At 33.8% G+C, this 24952-nt stretch carries 11 protein-coding genes; 8 read left to right on the top strand and 3 right to left on the bottom strand.

Features of this window, described 5'->3' with window-relative positions; genetic code table 11:
* Positions 1–33 precede the first annotated feature (33 nt).
* On the top strand, positions 34–717 hold the full coding sequence (locus L0669_RS04060) for a ComF family protein (protein WP_263761498.1): 684 nt from the start codon (positions 34–36) through the stop codon (positions 715–717).
* A gap of 88 nt (positions 718–805) precedes the next feature.
* Here L0669_RS04060 and L0669_RS04065 read toward each other — a convergent pair whose 3' ends face one another.
* Positions 806–3502 carry a zinc-dependent metalloprotease gene (locus tag L0669_RS04065; protein ID WP_263761500.1) on the bottom strand — a complete coding sequence of 899 codons (2697 nt, stop codon included), beginning with the start codon at positions 3500–3502 and terminating at the stop codon, positions 806–808.
* A gap of 196 nt (positions 3503–3698) precedes the next feature.
* On the opposite strand from L0669_RS04065, the gene L0669_RS04070 reads away from it, so the two are divergent.
* The 4 genes from L0669_RS04070 to L0669_RS04085 all read left to right on the top strand — a co-directional run bounded on the left by L0669_RS04070 (position 3699) and on the right by L0669_RS04085 (position 7691).
* Complete coding sequence (locus L0669_RS04070) at positions 3699–4628, top strand: bifunctional riboflavin kinase/FAD synthetase (protein ID WP_263761502.1); 930 nt, start codon at positions 3699–3701, stop codon at positions 4626–4628.
* Positions 4629–5029: 401 nt separating this feature from the next.
* Positions 5030–5467 carry a hypothetical protein gene (locus tag L0669_RS04075; protein WP_173970582.1) on the top strand — a complete coding sequence of 146 codons (438 nt, stop codon included), beginning with the start codon at positions 5030–5032 and terminating at the stop codon, positions 5465–5467.
* 172 nt (positions 5468–5639) lie between these two features.
* Positions 5640–6728, top strand: coding sequence for a biotin synthase BioB (bioB, locus tag L0669_RS04080; protein ID WP_173970581.1), 1089 nt, complete (start codon positions 5640–5642; stop codon positions 6726–6728).
* A gap of 81 nt (positions 6729–6809) precedes the next feature.
* Complete coding sequence (locus L0669_RS04085) at positions 6810–7691, top strand: cupin-like domain-containing protein (protein ID WP_263761504.1); 882 nt, start codon at positions 6810–6812, stop codon at positions 7689–7691.
* Between the two features lie 44 nt (positions 7692–7735).
* Here the strand turns inward: L0669_RS04085 and L0669_RS04090 are convergent, their stop codons facing one another.
* Positions 7736–11560 carry a T9SS sorting signal type C domain-containing protein gene (locus L0669_RS04090; RefSeq protein WP_263761506.1) on the bottom strand — a complete coding sequence of 1275 codons (3825 nt, stop codon included), beginning with the start codon at positions 11558–11560 and terminating at the stop codon, positions 7736–7738.
* A 196-nt stretch (positions 11561–11756) separates the two neighbouring features.
* A complete protein-coding gene (locus tag L0669_RS04095) occupies positions 11757–16259 on the bottom strand; it encodes a T9SS sorting signal type C domain-containing protein (RefSeq protein WP_263761508.1) in 4503 nt (1500 codons plus the stop codon).
* 297 nt (positions 16260–16556) lie between these two features.
* Here L0669_RS04095 and L0669_RS04100 point away from each other — a divergent pair, with 297 nt between their 5' ends.
* From L0669_RS04100 to L0669_RS04110, 3 genes are all read left to right on the top strand, one after another.
* Positions 16557–17030, top strand: a complete 474-nt coding sequence (locus tag L0669_RS04100) for a regulatory protein RecX (RefSeq protein ID WP_263761510.1) — start codon at positions 16557–16559, stop codon at positions 17028–17030.
* A 360-nt stretch (positions 17031–17390) separates the two neighbouring features.
* The gene (locus L0669_RS04105) at positions 17391–21617 is read left to right on the top strand and encodes an Ig-like domain-containing protein (RefSeq protein WP_263761512.1); all 4227 of its coding nucleotides are present in this window, start codon (positions 17391–17393) and stop codon (positions 21615–21617) included.
* A gap of 170 nt (positions 21618–21787) precedes the next feature.
* Positions 21788–24910 (top strand): DUF7507 domain-containing protein, encoded by a 3123-nt coding sequence (locus L0669_RS04110; RefSeq protein WP_263761514.1) that lies wholly within the window; start codon positions 21788–21790, stop codon positions 24908–24910.
* Positions 24911–24952: the final 42 nt, after the last annotated feature.

The following is a 24952-nucleotide window of genomic DNA, read 5'->3' on the forward strand; positions in this document are numbered from 1 at the left end:
TTCGTTATTTTTGTAGCTAAATTCTTTCTATTTGTGTTTAATTATATTATTGACCTGTTTTTTCCTAAAGTTTGTGCAGGTTGTCACACGATTTTGATTACTAACGAAACTGTTTTATGCACCAATTGTCGTCATGAAATGCCTCTTACACAATATCATTTAGATCCAAAAAACGAAGCGGTCAAAAAATTCTACGGCAAGATTAATATCGAACATGCATCGGCACTTTTGTACTTTAATAAGAAAGGCATTGTTCAGGAACTTATTCATAACCTAAAATACAAAGGCCACGAAGAGATTGGAACTGTTTTAGGAAACTGGTATGTTGAAGATTTGAAAGAATTGAGTATTGAAACTCCTTTTGATGTTGTTATTCCTGTCCCGTTGCATCCTAAAAAATTCAGGGAACGTGGCTACAATCAGGTTACAACTTTTGGAAAAACTTTAGCCAAAGGATTAAATATTGCTTATAATGATACTGTTTTATACAGAAAGAAATATTCGAAAACACAATCAAAAAAGAATCTCCTGGGAAGATCTGATAATATCGAAAACATATTTGATGTGACTTTTACAGTAGAAAATCAAAACAAACATTTCTTAATTGTAGATGATGTTTTAACCACCGGTGCTACTCTCGAGGCCTGTTCTAAAGCTTTATTAAAAATTCCCGGAGCTAAAATTAGTATTGTTTGTATGGCAATGGCGAACTCTTAACAATTAAATCCCAAACCTTTATAGGAAATTCCAAAAAATAAATTCCAAATTCCAACAGCTTTCAAAGTTGGAATTTGGAATTTATCCCTTAATAAACAATCAATTTCTTCACTGTTCTGTCGTCTCCATTAATAGTAGTAACAAAATACATTCCTGCAGAAAGATTTGCTACATCAATGTTCTGATTAAAATGATACGTTTTATCAAAAGAATTATAATAGACTTTCTGACCAGAAATATCATGTATATAAACTTCAATTTGATGTAAAGAATCGCTTTCGAGTTGAATAGTCAGCTGTCCTCTGGTTGGATTTGGATATAATGCAAAATCTACTTTTTCCTGACTTGGTTCTCCCAGACTAAATGTTTGATTACAAATATTTACCGATGCTGAATTTATTTTACCAAACCTGCCTGTAACTGCATCTCGAACTTTTAAAGTCCAGATACCTTTAGGGTTTTGTCCATTAAACGCACTTAACAAATCTACCGGAATAACAATCTGGCTGGTTGTTTTAGAGCAATCTAAAGGAACTCCCGCATCATCAAATTGTAAAGCCAAAGTAGATTGTATTCCACCACAACTTTTATTATTGTATAAATTGACAATTGTTCCTTGGGGACTCACGATCTGAATTTCGACATCAGAAATTCTTTCGTGTGTAAAATTGACCATAACATTTACATCAGAAACTGTTCCTGTAGAAGCAGGCACATTTACGGTTCTAGTTGTAAAAGAGCTTGAAAACGGAATATCAAAAGCGTTGCCAAAACTATACGAATCGCATGTTGTAGTTGATGTATAACCTACTGCAAAGGATTTACTGTTTAGCGCATAATAAATATTGGCTGTTGGTTCAACCAAAACCCTGCAATTTGTCGAAGCTTCTACACTGGTTGGAATCTGAACAGATTGAGTACCATCGTTTGGTGTGTTTGAAGCCAGAATGATAGGATAAGTTAATCCGCCATCTGTAGATAACTTGATATTTACATTTGAAGAACCCGGCAAAGTATTGGTATTGTTTACACTCCAGGTTACGGTTTGAAATGATCCAATTTGCCAACTCACGTCATCAGTATTTTGTGAAGTTACTGCAAACGGGCCGGCATTACCCACCACATTTACGACCATTTCGTCACTATTCGTTTGTGCTAATCCCTGAGCTCCATTATCTCTTGCTGTTAAAGTAAAATGCAACGTTCTTGCAATAGACGAAACTGACTCCCAGGTTGTGGTTAATTTATTTCCCAAAACGGTACTTAAAGCCGGCATGTAACGAATCTGAGAACTACCGGGAATTAAAGATCTAAACAATGGCCCGTCAGGTTTTGTGGGATACGCAACACTATTACTATTGGCTGTTGATGATGATATTGCACTATCAAATTGCTCCCAGGTATACGTAACAGCATTACTATTATTAGAACTTAAACCACTTAAAATAAATGGTGTACTTACCGGAATTGTAAAATCTGCACCGGCATTAATAGCTGGTGGATTATTTGCTATAGCAGTACTTGTTGGGCAACTTTTTGTAGCAAGATTGCTCTGAATTTGCCAAATGCTGGTGTAGGCAAAATAATCATCTGAATTATCCTGAACATTATAATTTGTTATTCCTGCATAACCCATAATGGTAGATCCGCTTCCTGGTTCTACATTCATTCCTGTTCTTTCGGTTCCATCAAAAGAAAAAGTGTGGTTTGCCCCTAATTGATGTCCCATTTCATGAGCAACGAAATCAATATCAAAACTATCTCCCTGAGGTTTATTATTAGATGGTGATGTATATGCGCTTCCTTTACCAATAACATTTGATGCTGTTGGACTTTGACAAACACAACCTATACAAGCTGCATTACCTCCTCCTCCTGATGCACCAAACAAATGGCCTATATCATAATTTGCATCGCCAATAACACTTGTTAAAGTACTCTGAACTTCTTTGCTCCAATAATCATTTCCATCTGATTTATCTTCTGATGTTCCTTTGGCCGCATCAGAATATGGGTCTGTTGCCGCATTGGTATACACAACTGCATCATTATTAGCAATTAAAACCAATTGCACAGCAAGGTCTCTGTTAAAAACTCCATTAACTCTTGTCATTGTAGCATTTATTCCTGCTAACGCGCCTTCTTTTGTTCCGCCAAAATAAGCCGTATACTCTCCTGTACAAGAAACTGCTAATCGCAGGGTTTTAAAAACTTTATTATTTGCAGCTGACTTTGCTGTTTTTGACGAAGTATTTGTATTAGAAACTGCGTTAGTTGTTTTACACTCCAATCGCGCTGTAGATGATATGTCGTTTTTTGTAAACAAAACATATCCTGATTTATCTTCAGGATCTTGTTCGATATATTCAGAAGGTTTTTCAGAGCGAAATACCATTGTCTGAACTCCAATTGGCGCAACGCTAAAATGAATTTTTGCCAATTTATCGTCTACACCTACTCCTTCATACGATCTTATTTCCGGGTATTTTGCCTGAAGTTCCGGTTCAAAATTAGAAGATTCCCAAACTGTAAATCTTTCCAGAACACCATTCGAATTTGGAATTGTGATTTGAGTTGTAGTCTTTTTTGATAATTTTCCAGCTGTACCGGAAAGTTTCGATTTTAAAAAATCTGTATTAAGTCTATAGTAAAGTCGTTCTGAATCTGATGGATTAATCCTTTTACTCGCAGAAGCTGAGCTAACTTTTTGCCACAAATTATCACTTTGAGCGTAGATATTTGCACAACAAAAAATAAAAAATAAAAAAAGTAGCTTTTTTTTCATATCTCAAATGATAATTGACGAATCAAAATTAAGTGAATTAAATTAAACTCTTACATATCTGCGACAATTAATGCTTTTTAGTCGACAAGTTGTTATATTTTAGATAAAATAGGCAGATTCTCATTAAAAATCAATTGGCCTTAGTATAAAATTTAAAATAGATAGTATAAATTTGCACCATCTTAAATTATTTGTTTTGAAGCTCTTTCATTCTATAAACGATTTTCAGTCAACCAAGAAAACAATTTTAACTCTTGGCACCTTTGACGGCGTACATATTGGTCATAAAAAAATTCTTGAACGAATTACTCAAAATACTGAAAACGGAAAATACGAAAGTTTAGTGCTCACTTTTTTTCCGCATCCAAGAATGGTTTTGCAGGAAAAATCAGAAATAAAGTTACTAAATACTATTGCTGAAAAAACAAAGCTTCTGGAAGCAACCGGTATAGAAAATCTTGTTATTCATCCGTTTAACGAAAGTTTCTCAAGACTAACCGCTGAAGAGTTTGTGCATTCTATATTAGTAGATCAATTTCATATTCAAAAAATAATTATTGGTCATGATCACCGTTTTGGAAGAAACAGAACTGCCAATATTGATGATTTAATTGCTTTTGGAGCTGAATACGGTTTTGAAGTCGAACAAATTTCGGCTCAGGAAATTCAGGATGTTTCTGTAAGTTCTACAAAAATCAGAAAAGCTTTAAACGAAGGAAATATGGATTTGGCCAATGAATATTTGGGTTATTCTTATTTTTTAACGGGCGAAGTGGTTAAAGGAAAACAATTAGGAAGAACAATTGGTTTTCCCACGGCCAACATCAAAATAGAAGAAGAATATAAGTTAATTCCAAAAGTTGGTGTTTATGTCGTAAAAGCTTTAGTAGGTGATAAAGAAGTTTTCGGGATGATGAATATTGGTTATAATCCTACTGTAAATGGACAAAACCAAACTATCGAAGTAAACTTATTTGACTTTAATACTGACATTTATGGTGAAACAATCGAAGTTTCGTTATTGCAATATCTTCGTGAAGAACAAAAATTTGGATCTTTAGATTTACTTAAAGCGCAATTAAATCAGGATAAAAAAGAGGCTTTGGCATTTGTAAGTCAGCTTTAATTTTTTTACACTATTTCGCCATTTGCTCTTTTGCGTAAGCGTAATTTTATATTTTATGTGGAATGTGTAATGCCTACAGGACAAAATACTGTCCTTTCTACCAACATATAATCTCTACGAGATATCTTTTTTAGAAATCACATATAATAGAAAGAACTTACCAAAATATACTCCGTTAGGAGTTAAATGTTGGTAGAAAACCATATCCAGCCTAATCAAATGTCCCGTAGGAACTCAACTTCTGAGGTAATATTTTTTAATTTCTATCCTTTATTCTTTAATTAAAATTACTAAGTATACTTTTCTCCATTTTTAAATCATCGTAGTTATTTTTTTAGTAAATTTGATATACAACTCTGTTTATCAAATATTTACTATTAACTTCTTTAAAAATAACCACTATGAAATTACCTAAAGAAATTACCAATGGTTTCCTGATATTCCTTGGTATAGGAATTTATTTTTTATTGATGAACGTACTAGGTTTAGCTCATTTATTCTATTTACGTACGCTGAATGTGTTTTTTATATTTTATGGCGTAAACAGGACAATGAAAATGAATTTGCAGGAAGGTGAAACCAATTTTGTATCGAATGCTGTTTCTGCTATGGCAACTTCTGTGGTTGGTGTGGCGATGAGCGTTTTCGGATTATTGGTTTATAGTTATGCAAGAGGCGGTGATGCTTATGTAAAAACACTGTCTGAAGCTTTTATGTTTGGAGGAAATCCTTCAGTACCAACTTACTGTATCTGCTTATTATTTGAAGGAGTCGCTTCGTCGGTAATCGTGACTTTAATGATGATGTTGTATTGGAACAACAAGTATGTAGCCGATTAATATTTTCAAAATAAAATAATCATTTAAGCATTCTAAACTCATATTTTTTTATAATTATATGATTTTAGGATGCTTCTTTTTTGAAATTTACTGCAAAATATTCATTTAAAACAATCTGCATTATTGATTACAACAATTTAATTACATTTGAAGCTACAAAAACAATAAACCAATGAACGCCACAAAACATAACTGGACCAAAGACGAGATAATCGCTATATATAATAAGCCCATGATGGACTTGCTGTATGAAGCAGCAACAATTCACAGACAAAAACACGATCCTAACGTAGTTCAGGTATCGACTTTACTTTCTATCAAAACCGGAGGCTGTCCTGAAGATTGTGGTTACTGTCCGCAAGCGGCACGCTATAACACAGGTGTTGAAGGAAATGATTTAATGAGTGTAAGTCAGGTAAAAGCTCAGGCTTTGCGTGCAAAATCCAGCGGATCATCCCGAGTTTGTATGGGAGCTGCATGGAGAAACGTAAAAGACGGTGAAGAATTTGATCAGGTTCTAGAAATGGTTCGTACCATAAACAAACTAGACATGGAGGTTTGTTGTACTTTGGGTATGATTACCGAGAATCAGGCACAACGTTTGGCAGAAGCTGGTTTATATGCGTATAATCATAACTTAGATACTTCTGAAGAATATTATAAAGATGTTATTTCTACCCGTGGTTTCGAAGACCGTTTGCAAACAATCGAAAATGTTCGTAAAACGAATGTTACGGTTTGTAGCGGAGGAATTATTGGTATGGGAGAAAGCATAGAAGACAGAGCCGGAATGCTTGTTGCGCTTTCTACTTTAAATCCACAACCTGAATCTGTACCAATCAATGCTTTGGTTGCTGTTGAAGGAACTCCGATGGAAGAAGAGAAACCTGTTGAAATCTGGGAAATGATTCGTATGGTTGCTACAACAAGAATCGTAATGCCGGATACTCAAGTTCGTCTTTCTGCCGGAAGAACGAATATGACGCGCGAAGGACAAGCAATGTGCTTTTTTGCAGGTGCAAATTCTATTTTTGCCGGTGATAAATTATTAACAACACCAAATCCTGATGTACACGAAGACATGAAAATGTTTGACTTATTAGGATTGATTCCGCAAAAACCATTTGTTAAAGTTTCTCAACCTCAAACAGTAGAAGCCGCAGATTCTCAGTTCGCTCCATTAGGCGAAAAACCTAAATGGTCGAGACCAGGACATACTATCGAGAGAAACCTTGAAGCTTCGATCAAATCAAAAAATTAATTAAAAGAGTTAATAAATCTCAAGAAATATTTTTAAATTGCTTGTAGCAGAGAGCTATAAGCAATTTTTTTATTTAAAGAGATGAAGTTAAAACAAATCGAAAGGGTAAAAAAGATCTCAAAATCAGATTTTATTTCCCAATATGTAAAAAAGCAAATTCCCGTTGTTATTGAAGAGCTAACCGAAGATTGGCCAGCTTATCATAAATGGAAATTACACTATATCAAAGAAATCGCCGGCGATACTATCGTTCCCTTATACGATAACAGACCCGTAAATCATGAAGATGGCTTTAACGAAGCGCATACTAAAATGAAGATGAGCGATTATATCAATTTATTAGAATCAAAACCTACAAATTATCGCATCTTTCTTTATAATTTAATGAAAGAGGTTCCAACATTAAAGGATGACTTTTTATGGCCTGATATTGGTTTAAGATTAGTTAAACAAATGCCCATGTTGTTTTTTGGTGGAGAAAACTCGAAAGTGTTCATGCATTATGATATTGACTATTCGAATATTTTGCATTTTCATTTTCATGGAGAGAAACAATGTATGATTTTTGCGCCCGATCAGTCAAAATATATGTACAAAGTTCCGCATGCTTTGATTTCGAGAGAAGATATTGATTTTGATAATCCGGATTATGAAAAGTTTCCTGCTCTTCAAAACGCCGAAGGCTACATTACCAATCTAAAACATGGAGAAGTTTTGTACATGCCTGAAGGTTATTGGCATTACATGAAATATTTAACGCCAGGTTTTTCGATGAGTTTGCGTGCTTTTCCTAAAAACATTACCAATTTATCCAAAGCCGTTTACAATGTTTTTATCATGCGTCATTTTGATATTATGATGCGAAAATTTAAAGGTCAAAAATGGATTGATTATAAAAATGAGAAGGCGATTACGAATACTCATGAAAATTTAGAAAAGACTTTTTTAAGGAAAGTATCGTGATAAAGAAAAGCAGTTGTAATAAAGATTTACAACTGCTTTTGGGTTTAAAATATTATTTTTTTACTAATTATATTTTCATTTTCTAAAGTTACTTTCACTAGTAAAACCTGATTACCTGATTGCAAATTTGAAATTTTAAGTGCATTAGCATCTATTTTCTTTTTGTGGTAAACTACTTTTCCTAAAATATCAAAAACAACAACTTCTTGTATATTTTCTTTTGATGATAATACATCGATGATCTTGTTTTTTACTGAAACCAAAATATCCATTTCAGGATTTTCAAAATCTTTAATTTCTAATGTTTTATTAGTATAGCGCAATATAAAACGGTCTATAAAGGTTCCCGCTGAAGTTGTAAAAGTGTAATTACTTTTTGTTAAGTCATGAACAATACCTGTTATTTTATCTTCGAGATAAATATCCTGATTGCTTAAATCACCATCGGCATGATCGATGGATATGGTAAAATCGTCTGCAATTGTAGTTCGGTATGCCAATGGAATTGTATCTGTAATGGTAAATGGCAACGCGCGTCCCTGAATGACTAATTTTTTAGCATCATTTAGACTATAAAAATCTACATAAGCATTTCCATTAAAAGTTTCTGCATCAAAACTTTCATCATAAAAATTCGTTGCTCCTTGTATATATCCTAATAAAATTTGTTTAAAAGCACCTTCTTTATTTTCAAAATTTAGCCATATTCGATGTCTCTCAAAAGTGCTTTTATTAGTTTTTAAAGTATTATTCTCTGGTTTAAAAAAGATAGAATTTCTTCCAGCAATACGCATACTATTATTAAATTCTACAAAGCCTGAATTTTTATTTTTCACAAAGAATCCCTGTCCAGAGGCAACGGTTCCATCAGGTGTAGTTTCGTTTAATCCTAAAGCAGTAGCCCTTGTTCCTACACCACCCAACAGATTATATGCTGCATAGTCATTTACATTATATTTATGATTAGTAATGGGGGTATTGTGAGTCCAGAAATATAGTGCGCCTTTTATATTTGAAGTATTTTTACTTAAAAAAATATCTGCATTAATAGCTGATGGATAAGGATTGCCTATTAAATTAAAAGAGTTTTCCGAACCTAAATCTACACTAACTTTTCCATTATTTGGAATTCCTTTAAATATTGCTTCGAATTTTTCAGTTAATGCATTTGAAAAGTCATCAGGAGCCATAATAATATACCCTTTTCCTAAATCCATACTACTGCTTACCGGATTTTCCTGTTTCCAATTTTTAAACACAGCATCATAAGAAAAAAACTTATTTGCTATTGTATTTGGTGAGACATCAATCAATTTTTGATTTTCAACAGGAGACGACCAATATGTATAATCTGACTTTAAAATTGGTGAAGATTTTCTTTTAACATAAACAATTCCCGAGTTTATCATTTCATCATCATCCTGATATAAACTCGCTCTATCATTTAAAACTAAGGTGCCTAACCCTGAATAATCAAACGAGATTCCTAAAGTGTTTTCGCTTAAAAGTGTTACTGTTTTTCCTTCATCAATTTTACAACTACATACATTTGAGGTCGTTAAATCATAATAATCATCCTTAAAAACCAATTCCTTTCCACCAGATGGAAAGCCATTTGTCCAAGAATTACCATTCCATATTGTTGCTTCAAGGCAAAGTTTTAAGCGCGCAATTCTATGTTTTGAAATACCTGATATTGAGTTAAAATCGCCTCCAATAATTAGTTTATAATCGTTGGCAAAACTCATAGCATAAATTTTATTATTAAGCTGAGTCTCAAAAGATGAATCATAATCTCCGGATTTTACTAAACGAATTAATCGCAAGGCATTATTGGTTTTATATGTCCCTGAAAAGGTTCCTCCAACTAGAATACGATCATCAGGCTGAACCAAAAGACAACGAACTTCTCCCTTACTAAAACCTGTACCAGATTCAAAAGTAGTATCTAAACTACCATCAGAATTCAAACGAATAATTCGTTTTTGAGAAATTCCGTTATAGGTCAAAAAAGTTCCTCCTAAAATTATTTTATTGTCAGACTGTAAAGCTATTGCGTAAACATGCCCATCAAAACCAACTCCAATATTAAAATCAGAATCTATACTCCCGTTACTGTTCAATCTAATTAATCGTGATGATAAACGACCATCAAAACTATTAAATCTACCAGCAACCAAAATTTTACCATCTGGCTGAACTAATAATGCTTCAACAACAGCATCCGCCCCAATTCCAACATTAAAAGTGGCATCGAGCAAACCATTTTGTAATAACCTTACTATTCTTATAGCTGATGCACCATTATACTTTGTAAAACTTCCGCCAACAATTACCTTCCCATCTTCCTGAGTAACTATGGCGTATACCAGACCATTAAATCCTGCTCCTATATTAAATGTATTATCAATTTCCCCATCAGGTAAAATCCTTGAAATTCGATTAGAAGCTGTCTCATTATATTTTGTAAAATTTCCGCCAAAAATTATTTTCCCATCTGATTGTAATACTGCTGCTTTTATTAAATTGTTAGCTCCTGATTGTCCCTCGTTAAAAGCAGCATCATATAATCCATCATCTAAAACTCTTGTAATCCTAGAACTAAATGTTCCATTGAATCTGGTAAAATTTCCAAATACCATTGTTTTTTTATTTTCTAATGGCAGTACTTTAAGAACAGAACCATCAAAACCAATTCCGGCAGATAAGTAACTTGTATCATATTCTCCGTCTGAACTGATTTTCGCTAATCTCCCTTGATTCAAACCATCAAAAATTGAAAATGATCCACCAATATACCAAGATCCTTCAACATCATTTTCCAGAGTAAAAACTGATGCCGATTTGGGACCCGAGCCTATATCAAAATCAGTTTTTAAAGTCCCATCTGAATTTAAAAAACATACTCTATTAACAACTTGACCATTATAAGATCCTATAAAAGATCCTGCAACCATTATATTCCCCAAAGGATCTATTTTAACAACCTGAACAGCATCTCCATTAAAACCTGATCCTGACAAAAAATCGTGATCAATACTAGCATCCTGATTAATTCTGATAATTCTGTTTGCGATATTCCCGTTATAGTTTGTGAATTTACCTCCTAAGATTATTTTACCATCAGCCTGCACGGTCATTGCGTTTACATCAGCATCAAATCCTGTACCTGCATCAAAACTACGATCTACGCTACCATCAGGAAACAAGCAAACAATCTTATTTGCCGGAACACCGCTAAATTTTTCAAAATTACCAGCTAGTACAATCTTCCCATTAGGCAAAACTTTGACATTTGTAATATTTGAAGAGGAACCGGATCCAGTTACAAAAGAGGAATCTAGACTACCATCTGGAAGAATTCGGGCAATCCTGTTAACAGTCACATTATTGTATTTTGTAAAACTTCCAACAATAATAATTTTTCCATCGGTTTGCGGGCAAATTTCGTAAATGATACCTCCATTTGCAGCAACCGATGTATTGAATGTATTGTCATAAGAACCATCAGTATTTAATCTTATAAGTCTTCCTGATACAATCCCATTATAAGTAGTAAAATTACCCCCTACAATTATTTTACCATCAGACTGTATATAACTTGCATATATTTTACCATTAAAACTTGTACCTGTGTCAAAACTTTCGTCTATCATCCCATTTGAATGTAAACGGGTTAAATAGGAAGATGGAATCCCATTTAGACTTAAATATTCACCACCTACAATTAGTTTTTGATCGGGTTGTAATGATAACGTTCGAACTGTACTATCAAAGCCATCACCACTCTGCCCGTCATCAAGTGCATTAAAAGTAATATCTACCTTGCCTTGTTGTGCATAAAATTTTGCATTATAAAGACAACACATTATTGTAAATGAAAGAAATATTTTTTTAATCAAAATAACAATATAAAGTTAATATTTTTTTGTAAGAATTAACCCTAAAATTATACTTTGTATTAAAGTCTCGCAATACCCACTTTTAGTGATATTTAAATTATTTTTCACAAAAAAACCATTCCAATGTTGGAATGGTTTTTCTATTGAATTTATGTTTTGTATATTATTGAAATATGATTTTTCTTGTTACTGTTGCACCATTATCTAATGTTACCTTTACCAATAAAACCTGATTGCTGGATGGCAGGTTTTGAATTTGAAGTTCAATATTCGAAACTTTATTTTTATTGTAAAGCGTTTTTCCTGTAATATCAAAAATGGTAACGTTTTTAATGTTTTCTTTTGATGATAAAACGTTTACAGTTTTATTTTTTACTGAAATTAAAATACCATCTTCTATGTTTTCAAAATCTCCGCTTCCTAGTGTTTTGTTGGTATAACGTAATACGAAACGATCTGTAAAAGTTCCTGCTTGTGTCGTAAAACTATAATCACTGGTGCGTAAATCAGAAATAATACCAGTTGCTTTGTCTTCCAGATAAATTGCCTGTTGATTAAATAGTCCTTCTGTATGATCTATTGAAATTGTAAACTGTCCTACGACAGTTGATTTATAACCCAACGCAACCTGATCACTATTTTCAAATGGCAAAGCACGTCCCTGAATAGTCAGTTTTTTGGTTTCATTTACACTATAAAAATCAACATAAGGGCTAGCGCTATAAGTAGTGGCATCATAATTATTATCCCAGCTATTAGTAGCTCCATCGACATAAGCAACTAAAAGCTGTTTGAAAGCACCTTCGTTATTTTTGAAGTTGAGCCACAAGCGGTCTTTTTCATTAGAGCCAGTTGTTTTAAAAAACTGTGAATTATCAGCTCCTGCCAATCTCATTTTATTATTGAATTTAATTGCAGCGTTTGTCAATGCTCTTACAAAGAATCCTTGTCCTGAAGCGATATTTCCTGTTGGAATATTTTTGGTTTTATCGGGTTCAGATTCTGCTGCTTCTCGTGCTACTACAGTTCCCGATAAATTCAGAACGGCGTAATCATCGGTTGTATAAAAATATTTGTTAGGCTGGGCCGGATCAATAGCAGCAGGTGGGGTATTATGTGTCCAGAAATATACCGCTCCGGCAATTGTTTCATTGCCTGGTGGTGTATTGGCCTTAATGAATTCGACAGCGTCAAGGGCAGAAGGATATGGGTTTCCGATCAGGTTGAATTTCCCGCCTACCGGAATAACATTTACATCACCATTATTGGGTACTCCAATAAAAGTGGCATTATAAATTGTAGCTACTGTTAGTGAATGTGATTCAGGAGCACGAACAATATAACCTACTCCCTGAATCATAGGATCTGCTCCATAATTTATTGGTATCCATCCAGTGCTTGGATTCCACCTGTAATACTTGTCGAAATAAGTACCTGAGGATAAATCATGAAGGGTAAAATTACTAACCGGTGATGACCAGTAGGTATAGTCTTTTCTTCGTACAGCAGCAGTGTTGCGTTTAAAGAATATATTTCCACTATTGCTGTTCACTCTCGTGTTTTGATTCTGTATCAAACTGGCACTGTTATTAAAAGTCAAAGATCCTGTACCTAAAATAGTAAGTGCATTGGTAACATTTAAAGTAACTCCCGAAGGTACTGTCATGGTAACACCTGAATTGATGGTACATGAACAAGCATTCATATCAGCAATTATTGGGAAGGCACTTGCAAATGTTACATTTTTTGTAGCATCAGGAAGACCGTTTGACCATGTACCGTTATAAGTGGTTGAGGATTGATCTTTTATGATGATGTCATTTGTTAGTTGTGATGTACAAGTGGCATCAGTCACTGTAAATTTGTATGTTCCAATTGGTAAATTAGAAACTTTAAAAGTTGTCCCTGATCCAGGAATAGTAATAGTTCCAGTTGTGCTACTTTGTGTTATTGTCCAAGCTCCCAAAGGTAAGTCACTTAGCTCTATGCTACCTAAATTATTACATCCAACATTTATAATTGTTCCCACTGTTGGAACCGATGGCGATGGATTAGTTGTTATAGTTACTATATTACTTTCGTTATATCCACAATTTGTTTTAACATTATTAATGTTCGGCATACTAGTATCAAATGAAACTAATCTTTTAAAACGTCTTACGATATTAGCTGTGGTTGTATTTTGTATTGCGGAAGGGTCATAAGTTCTGCCTGTTGCTCCCGGAATATTACCGTAAGTTCCTCCATCTGTAGAAAGCTGCCATTGAAAATTAAGCTGAGGATTTTGCAAATTAACATCTGCCAAAGTATATTGTAGTGACCCTCCTATTATACCAGGATCTCCATTTGGACAAAAATTAACAATAGAAGGTGCCGTAATATTATTCGCATTTGCATCAAATGCGATCAATGTAAAGCCAACAACATTTCCACCTTCATTTTCGTAATAATCAAATACAAAATCGTCATCTCCATCTAAACGGACAAGAATATCATTATACGTAGTTGAACCTTGCTCTCCCCATCTGTCAAAGATTTTGGTATTATTCATAAATAAACGTATTCCATCATCACCGGTAACACGAATTATATAACAGCCTGATTTATTAGTTTTCATTTTATATCTAACAGCAAATCCTTCTGTGAAAATACTGGCCCTTTTTACTCCACCTGAATAAACTGCGAAACAATTTTCATTTCCTCCAAATCCCTCATTGATAGTTTCAGATCCAACATTATAATATCCTGCATAATTAGAAGAAAATGGCTCTGGTGATATACCTCCGGCATTATAAATATGACCTATCCATGTATTTAGGCCATATTCGTTTTGTGTTTCCAAAGTATTACCACCCCCAGTTAAGTCAAGTGTTAAAGTACCTCCTGTTGTACCAACATTTGCACAATTTGCACCAGCTGTTAAAAGTATTTTTACCTGTCCAGAAAAAGTTGGTATCCAATCGATAATCGATGTGCCATTAGTTCCATTGTTACTAGTAATAAGAGCATCATTAGAGGCATCATAAACTGATAAAAACTCATTAAATCCAGAGAATACATCACCAACTCTAAATGTGAATTTATAGCCCTTAACAACATTTAGTAATGCGTATTGTCCTGAATTAACATTTGCTGTTGTAATAGTATTACTATTGTCAATGCAAAAAGTATAGGTGTCCACAGGTGCACTACTTAAAGAATTAACTGTTACAGTTGGTGTATCAGTAAGTTGTAAAGGACATGATGAAGATGTTAATGTTGCCAAAACATTAAAAGTAGTAGTCGTTGATAAAGTTCCTGTTGGTAAATTTATGTTTCCTCCAGTACCATTTACAGCAGTTCCAATATTTGTTGTACCATTCCTTAATTGATAAGACACACCACTTTGCGAGGATGCAACTGTAATATTTGTTGCTGTTCCTATACAAATTGTTGAATTTACAGCAGAAACTGTCTTATTATCAGGTGACGCAACTATAGTTTGATTTGGGCTAACGAAAGCAATATTTCCGGGTCCTACACCACCATTATTGTCTTTAAACCATGAAATACCTTCAGAAACAACATCAAAAGTTATATTATTTGAACCTACAGCAAGCTTTGCTCCATAAGCACTAACTGTTCTTCTTGAAGCAGTAATATTAAAATAATAAGTTTTAGTTTCTCCCGGGGCCAAGTTTTGAGCATCTACCCTAACATGATAATCATTCCATATTGTAGGACTTTCTCCATTCCATTTGATACCAATATTAAAATCTTTACCACCACCATCTGCCCACGGAGCTGATCCAACATTTTTTATGACTACACTTACTGTTCTTGTCTCACCTGCGCACCAGGTACTAGAACCTAGATTAGCAGATATTATTTGACTTTTATAATAAGGCTTGGGTTTTAGTGCTACTAAGAGTCCACCACTTTTCTGTGCAGTAGAAAGTGTTACGGTACCGTTTCCAGTATTACCTGCTGTAGATTTAATTGCCCAAGCTGCTCCTACCGTAGCTCTACCTCCAGAATCACTTTTTTGATTGTCATACAATTCGACTAATCCACCAGGTGAATTCGTTGACCAATTATTATCCCATGTAGGAGAAGATTCTGCAGCTTGACCAAACATAATAACAGCTGCATTGTTAGTGACTGTATTGAGACTTGTTGCAATTACATCTCTCGTGTTAACATTTGGAGCATATATTTGTGGTGAATTAACATCAAATGGTGATGCTCCCGATACATCAACTCCAGAAAAAGCTACGATTGAACCTACAGCACCAATTACATTAGTAAGTTCAAAAGTGTAATTATCTGGCTCATTTGCTAGTGCAACCTTATACAGTACAGCTCCAACACGAGAGCTAGTTCCTAAATAAACAGCACTAATAGGAGTCCATCCTAATAAACCGGGAATGTATCCCTGTCCTGAAATTTCTTCTGCAATATTTACAATCATAACATCACCTTCAACAACTCCAGCTGGTTTGTTGATTTTCAAAGAAGTTGTTGCTGTTATTGCTGTTGTGCTCCCCCCTCGTTGGGCAATTTGTCCAAATCCAAAATTTGTCAGCAACAATAAGGCAAGACAAAACCATTTTGAAGTTACACTTCGTTCGTTTTTAAAAAAATCTATAAAAAATAAAAAATTTGAGAAAAGTAATTTTTTCATCATATAACTAGTGGTATTTATATTTTAAATTTGTTTTTTATAATTCTATAAAATGAAAAAGCATCTCTGTTTAAAGAATCGATATTTGTATTTATTAGTTTTAACAGTTATAATTTATTCTAACGTGTTGTATGTTAAGAGATAAAAAAATGTTAAATTTTAACAGCAAAAATATCATAATTCTACACATATACAACATTTTAGCCATAGACTTTTTGAGAAAAACAAAAAAAAGCTAAGTAATTTTAACAACTAATTGATTATTTTTAGCAATAACCGTTAAAAAGAAAGAAAAAACTCATGAATAATACTTTTACAGTAAAAGAAGCAATACAAAAATTAGAACATTTTTGCGCTTATCAGGAACGCTGTCACGCCGAAGTAGTTTCGAAATTATACAGCCTTAAAATGTCTCTCGATGAAATCGATTTTATTGTCGTTCAGCTAATTGAAAATAATTTTCTAAATGAAAGTCGATTTGCCTGTAGTTTTGCCAGAGGCAAACACCGAATTAAAAGTTGGGGAAAAATTAGAATTATAAATGAACTAAAAGCAAGGCATATTTCTTCAGCCAATATTACACTTGCGTTAAATGAAATTTCCCCTGAAGAATATGAAATTACTTTCGAAGAATTATCAGAAAGATGCTGGAGGTCCACGCAGGAAAAAAATGTACTTAAAAAAAGAAAAAAGTTCTGTGATTATATGTTAAGAAGAGGTTATGAAAGTAATTTGGTTTATGAAAAAGCAACACAATTAGAGAAAGATTTATAAAATTAAAAATAGAATTTAAGACGCTTAAAACATCGATATTTTCTTATAATCTCATAAGTTATAAAATATAACTTTTTTGCGAATTATGAGATCAAACGACGTTTTTTACAACTATACGTTTAAAAAGACATCAATTTTTATTAAAATTTTACTATTTTTCTTATATTTTAAAAGCTTGATTTATAAGAAATAACATAAAATGTTAATTTTTATAATGTAGTTTGTCGATTATTTTAACATTTCATCGATTATATAGGCTTTCTAAAAACCCTCTACTTTTCCAACACGTAGATGTATCTATATTTGTTCGGGCAAAATTTATCCTATGCCAACATAACAAATTGTATAGAAAACATTTATATGAAAAAAACTCTACTTTTATTTTTATTGTTACCGGTTTTAAGTTTTGCTCAGGTTGTTGATTTGGTAAAATGGGATGCCACGTTAAGTGCTAACAGAAATGCACCAACATATGTTAACACTTTATACCCAACACCTGTGGTAGCAGATGTTATCACTGCAGGTGCAGGAACTATAAGTTATAATACTGATAATGCTTCACAGCCATATTTCAGTATAGGTGGCTGGCCAAATCCTCAGCAAAATGAAGGAAGTTATGATGTGGGCAAGTATATTGAATTTAAAATTACCCCAAAAACAAGTAATAAGATTGATTTAAGTACTTTTAGCTTTAGTCACAGAAGTCAAGGAAACACTCAGAAATTTCAAATACAATATTCTACAGACGATACTTTTAAAAGCAATGTCAAAGTTTTGGTTCCCGAAACAGTTAGCACAACAGTGTGGGCAACTGCAACTTCTTCTTTTTCTCCAGAACTTAATCCCGTATTGCCTGGGCAAGTAGTATACATTCGAGTTTATGCTTATAGTTCAAATGATAATTTTCATTTTAAAATAATTGATACACCTGCGAAAATCACAGGAAGTGTTTCGGTTTTTGATTCGAGTAAAATTTTAGCAATAAATGACTATGTAGCTACAACAAAAGAAGTTGGAATAAACATTTCTCCATTAAGCAATGATGTTAAAAAAGAAAACGTTACTTCAATTACAATTTCTACACCGCCACTTGCATCGCAGGGAAGCGCAATTTTGAATCCTGATAAAACAATAACATTTAATCCTGCTAAAAATTTCACGGGAAAAGCTGCATTTAAATATACAATAAGTAATGCCGGAAATCCTTCTTCAGAAGGAACTGTAGAAGTAAATGTAACAAATTTGACACCTGAAAGTTTAGTGATCTGGAATGCAAAAAGTTCAGAAAGACCAAAACCTACAGTTAATTCTCCTTATGTTACTGCTGCTAATGTTACCAGTAATGGCGGGGTATCTGACGTAGGAAATGGATACAACAATAACGAAGATTCTAATAATCCATTTTATTCAACTTCCGGCTGGCCTAATACACAATACAATGGAGGAACTTTAGATCCAACAAGATATTTAGAGTTTAAAATGACCGCAGATGCAAATCACAAAGTAGACTTAAGTACTTTTGGATTTATTTATAGAACCACAGGCGGGACTACTCAAAGAATTAAAATTAGTTATTCAAAAAGTAGTACACCCAATACAAATGATAAGGTTTTGCTTGCAGATTCTGTAACTCCAACTACCTGGACAACTATTAACTCTGCTTTTTCATCTGATCTAAATACGTTATCCGCTGGTGATACTGTTTATATTCGTGTTTATGTTTATAATACTTATGATCCGTTTCAATTTAGAACAAAAACAGCTATCAATGGATCTATAAAAGACACTAATACTTTATTAGCCAATAACGATGACATTAGCACTCCTGTTAATCAATCTGTTACCGTGCCAATTTTAGTAAATGATGTTATTGGCAGTTCTCCTGTACAAGAAATAACTGTAACTCAACCCACAAACGGGGCAGTAATAGTTAACAGTGATAATAGTCTGACGTTTACTCCTGCAAGTACTTTTACTGGAACAACTTCATTTACCTATACCTTACGAAATGCTAATTCGAATTATTCGTCAGCAACTGTGGGAGTATTAGGAACAGCTGCAGTGTGTGCTGCTACTCCAATCGGAGGGAATAATTATTGGAAAGGATATGTTTATACTTACACAGGAAACGTTCCTGCTGCTGCAACTTATGTTGGCTCTGTAGCTGAAAAAGCTATTTTTGATCGAAATGTAGGAGAGGGAGTAATTACCGGAGATGCAAGTGTTGAAGCTAATGTATTTTGCGGAACTGTACCAAGTGATAAGTTTTTTGTAAAATATTTAATGAAAGCCACAACAGCAATTGGAACTTACAACATTACATTTGGTGCTGATGATGGGGTCAGATTGTATATTGATGGAACCTTAGTACCAGTAACACCAACAAATTCATGGAGCGATCATAGTTATGTTACTTACTTTGCACAATATAAGTTTACTACTGCGGGTCCTCACGATTTTGTTTTAGAATATTATGAAAATGCAGGCTCATCCAGAGTATCTTTCTCATATGGTTTAGTAAAAGGAGATCCAACTGTGTATGGTACAAATGTTTGGAATGTTTACGGATATACAGCACCAAATTTTAACTTACCATCAGTAAATTATGCAGGTACTTATGTAGATTCAAAATTAGATATAAATACTACAAACTATTGGGCAAAAGAAAAATCACCCTCTTCTGCAGTAATATGGGAAGGTGCTCCAATGCCAATTGATAACTTTACAATATCATACAAAAGACAAGGTTTTCCTTGTGGGAACTACAATATTCAAGTTGTAAATTGTGATGATGATATGCAAATTTACATAGATGGAACACTTGTGTATACAGCTGGTGCCAATATTAATGCACCAGTGGTAATTAGCGGAGGCCCTTATAAGTTAAAATCTGATTCAAAAGTTGAAATACGTTTAAGAGAAGATGGCGGAGATGCTAAAATGGCAGTTACCTTTATTGATGTACCTGTAACTTATAATGGATCGGGAACTGTGCCTGCTAATACTTCTATTATTGTAAAAAACAATATAACCTTAAATTCAAGTATCGAAGTTTGTTCTTGTACAATTGATCCAGGAAAAATACTTACAATCCCCTTAGATAAAGTATTAACTGTAAAAGAAAATATTACCGTAGGAGCAGCTGGAAAACTGTTGGTTGAAAATGGAGGTTCATTAGTACAAACCAATAAAAATGCAATTTATACAGGAGCTACCAATTCATTCGAATTACAAAGAAATAGCCAGCCAGTACGCCGTCAAGATTATACATATTGGTCTTCACCAGTTACTGAGGCCTCAGGATTTACTTTGAAAAAATTATCTCCTAACACTGACCCTGGTAAATATTACAGATATGATCCAGCAACAGGTTGGGTATTGATTGCTAATGGTGCATTATCGATGAAAGAAGGTGTTGGTTACATTGTAAGAGCTCCTGAAACTAACTCATCAACAGTTGGATCTATCTATCCTGCTTCATTTATTGGAATTCCTAATAATGGAGATCTAAGTTTTACACCTACCGAAAATAAATTTAATTTAATAGGAAATCCTTATCCTTCATCTCTTGATGCAGTAGCATTTATCAAAAAAAATACAGGAAATATAACTGGAGCATTATATTTCTGGACTCATAATACGCTACCAGCAAATACAGATCCGGCTCAGGCAAACAAATATTTTTACACAACTAATGATTATGCAGTTTTTAATTTAACCGGAAGTGTTGCGGGAGGTAAAGCGGCTCCGAGTGACAAAAACTCATCTAATATTCCTAATGGTAAAGTGGGTTCAGGACAAGGTTTTTTTGTAAGAGGACTAACAAACGTTCCATTAATATTCACAAACGATATGAGGTTAGGTGAAAGTAACAGTCAGTATTTCAAAACTACAAGCTCTACTACAGAAAAAGGTCTAATATGGTTGAATTTTACTAATGAACAAGGTGCCTTTAAACAAACTTTGGTTGGTTATCTTGATGATGCCACTAATGATTTTGATAACGATTATGATGCTATAACTTTTAACGGAAATGCTTATGTTGATTTTTATAGTGTAAACGAGACTAAAAAACTGACTATTCAGGGACGTGCTTTACCATTTGATAATGTCGACAAAGTTCCGTTAGGATATAGAACAACAATTGCAGGTAATTTTACTATCTCAATAGATCATGTTGAAGGGTTATTAAATGAGCAACCTGTATTTTTAGAAGATAAATCGACAGGGGTAATTCACGACTTACGTTCAAGTGATTACACTTTCTCAACAGAAATAGGAACTTTTACAGAACGATTAATATTACGTTATAAAACAGATAAAACATTAGGTACAGACGATTTCGGAAATCTTGAAAACGGGATTCTACTTTCGGTAAAAAATAAGGTTATTAACCTTATGTCATCAAAAGAAGATATCAAAGAAGTTAGTGTTTTTGATATAACTGGAAAATTGCTTTATAATAAAAAGAAAGTTGGAAATAATGAACTTCAAATTCAAAATCTACAATCTGGCAATCAGGTTTTATTAGTAAAAATAACGTTAGAAAATAATTTTACTGTTACAAAAAAAATAATCTTTAATTGATAAAAACACCAGTTAAGCTCAAAAATCCGGCAGCAAAAGTTGTCGGATTTTTTCAGATAAAATGTAACCAGATGAAATGAAAAAATAAAATTAAGATGCTAACAGATTAATCAACTGTTAAAAATTAAATCATCACACTATTCCCCAAAAAACTAAACCAACCACCAAGTATGCCCCCAAAAATACTTTTACTTATTCGTTCTTTATTTTTAAAAAACTTAGGATTGCTTTTTTTTCTGATTTCTCTAAAAATGTGCAGTCAAACTACAAATACAATTACCGAAATTCATACTGATTGGAAAGGGTATTGGAAATCAAATGCTGCCACAATTGCAGGAAATCGTCCTGACGATGCTAATAATTTATTAGCCTTTAAATGGAACTCTGTTACTTATTCTACAGGGGTCAGTGATAATATTCTTAATGCAAAAGGATTGTCTTATAATCCTCAAAAATTTAGAGCTTTAAAAATACAAAGCCTCGGTTTAAATAAAGATACTTATATATTACAAGGTTCAATGATAGACGGGCAATCTAATGCCGCAATTTTAGATCCAAAATTAGCAGGAAGTGCTGCAACGGGAGCAGAACTTGCATCGAGACTTACAGATGGTAGTAATGGTTTAAGTTTGGGTACTGGTGTTGCAAACATAGCCCAAGGTTTTGCCGAATTTAAAATTGGTACTAATAATCTAAATCTTTCAGGTATTAACGACAAAATCCCGGATTTAATTGTTACTCAGGTAGCGGAACCTGGTAATATTAATCAATCAGATATTTTTAAATTTGTAGATGCAGCGGGAAAAACCGTAGGGAACGAAATATCAGTAGCTTTTACTTCAGTTCCTGCTATTGGAACTTATAGTTTAGATTTATTTAAAGCGGATGGAGGAGCTAATGGGTTTACTCCAGCATCAACAAGAGATATTAGAATGTTAGGGCTTGAAACCAGTTCCTTTGGTATAACTGATGCAAACGCTTCGCAGGTTGATCGATTTGTAGTTAGTTTTTCCGGTAGCTCTGATTGTGCTTTTATTGCTTTTAATACAAACTCATTAAAATTTGCAGAATTGAGTCTAATAAAAACTGCTTTAATGCCATCTTGTGGAAAAGTAGGAGATATAATAACATATACTTTTGATATTAAAAATAGTGGAGATGTACCTATAACTGATATTTATATAACAGACCCATTACCAACATTATCTATTGCAGGAAATCATATCAGTTCATTGGCAGCTAAAGGAACGGCAACAATTACCGGAACTTATAAAATTACTGCCGCAGATGTTGCAGCTGGCAAAATTGTCAACTCAGCAAAAGTTACAGGAACAGATCCTTCTTTAAATATTGTGGAAGACATCTCAGGAACAGCATATGATAATGATATTGCAACCACAACAATTTTATTGTCTTCGCCAACAATTGGCACCATAACTAACTTTTCCTGTAATTCTTTAGGAAAAGTAGTTTTAAATAATTTACCTGCATCTGATAGCTGGACTATCACACAAAGTGGAACATCAACAGCGACTAAATCAGGAAGCGGAACAACTTTTACTATGGGAAATCTTGCCGTAGGAAGTTATAATTTTAGTGTAAGAACTACTTCTGGCTGTAATTCGCCATTAAGTGAAGCTGTCATCATAAAAGATCAATCCTCAACCACTTATAACGGTACATGGTCAAACGGTCTTCCTGATGCTACAAAAAATGTAACATTTGCAAGTGCCTTCCCAATAATTGCTGATATGAATGCTTGTTCATGTACCATCAATTCAGGTGTTACCATGACAGTACCTTCGGGAGTTACTTTAAATGTTACCAATGCACTTACTATTTTAGGTACAGGATCTTTGACTTTTAATAACAGTGCCAGTTTGATACAGAATCAAAACACGAGAGTGAACAGCAATAGTGGAAATATATTCTTTAAACGCAACACTGCTGCTGTACGAAGAAAAGACTATACCTACTGGTCATCACCGGTTAGTAATTTTACCCTTCATGATTTATCCTCAGGTACTTATTTCGACAAGTATTACAGGTGGAATCCAAGCACTGGATGGATACCAATAAATTATGGAGCAGATCCTATGATTCAGGGAGTAGGTTATATTGTTCGTGCTCCTGAATCACATTCACTAACAGTAGCTACAATTTATAATGCCACTTTTATTGGAGTACCCAATAATGGTGATGTAAATGTTATTCCGGTAGGCGGGAAATTCAACCTGATCGGAAACCCATATCCTTCTGCCCTTGACGCTGTCGAATTCATTAAGGCCAATACACCACCAGGCAATGAAACAATTGCCGGAGCGGTATATTTCTGGACACATAATACCCCACCTGCTGCTATTGATCCGGCCCAGCCTAACAAATATTTTTATACAACCGATGATTACGCCGTTCTGAATTTATCGGGAACTGTAGTAGCACGCGAAGCAGCCCAATCTGAACCCGATAAAACCAAAAATATTCCAACAGGAAATATAGCTTCAGGACAAGGATTTTTTGTAAGAGCATTGACAAACACTGCAATTAAATTCAATAATAAAATGAGAGTGGCAGGAGCTGATAATTCACAGTTTTTTAAAACAACTGGCTCTAATGAAAAAGACCGCTTGTGGCTCAACTTCAAAAATAACGAAGGTGCTTTCAAACAGCTTTTAGTTGCTTATGTCGATGGAGCTACTAATAGCTGGGATAATAACTATGATGCCACTACTTATAGCGCTAGCCCTTATGTTGATTTTTATAGCGTAAATGAAACCAAAAAACTGACTATTCAGGGACGTGCTTTGCCATTTGAAAATAGTGATCAGGTTGCGTTGGGTTATAAATCAACTGTCGTAGGACAGTTTACAATTTCAATAGATCATACAGAAGGACTATTTAATCAACAGGCAATTTATCTGGAAGACAAAGCAACTGGTATTATTTCTGATTTACGCATTAGTGATTATAGTTTTGCGACACAAGCAGGCACTTTTGCAGATCGTTTCGTATTACGTTACACCGACAAAACACTAGGAAACGGAGATTTTGAGAACGTTGAAGATGGAATTTTAATTTCGGTAAAAAACAAAACTATAAACGTTTTATCGTCTAAAGAAAACATAAAAGACGTTACCATTTTTGATATTACAGGAAAAACGCTTTACAATAAAAAGAAAATTTCGAATACCGAACTTCAAATTCAAAATCTGCCATCAGGCAATCAGGTTTTATTGGTGAAAGTAGTTTTAGAAAATAATGCTACAGTAACCCAAAAAATTATATTTCAATAAAATACAAAAACATAAATTCAAAAAAATCCATTCCGCTGTACG

The organism is Flavobacterium bizetiae, from assembly GCF_024271895.1.
Taxonomy (GTDB): Bacteria; Bacteroidota; Bacteroidia; order Flavobacteriales; family Flavobacteriaceae; genus Flavobacterium; species Flavobacterium bizetiae.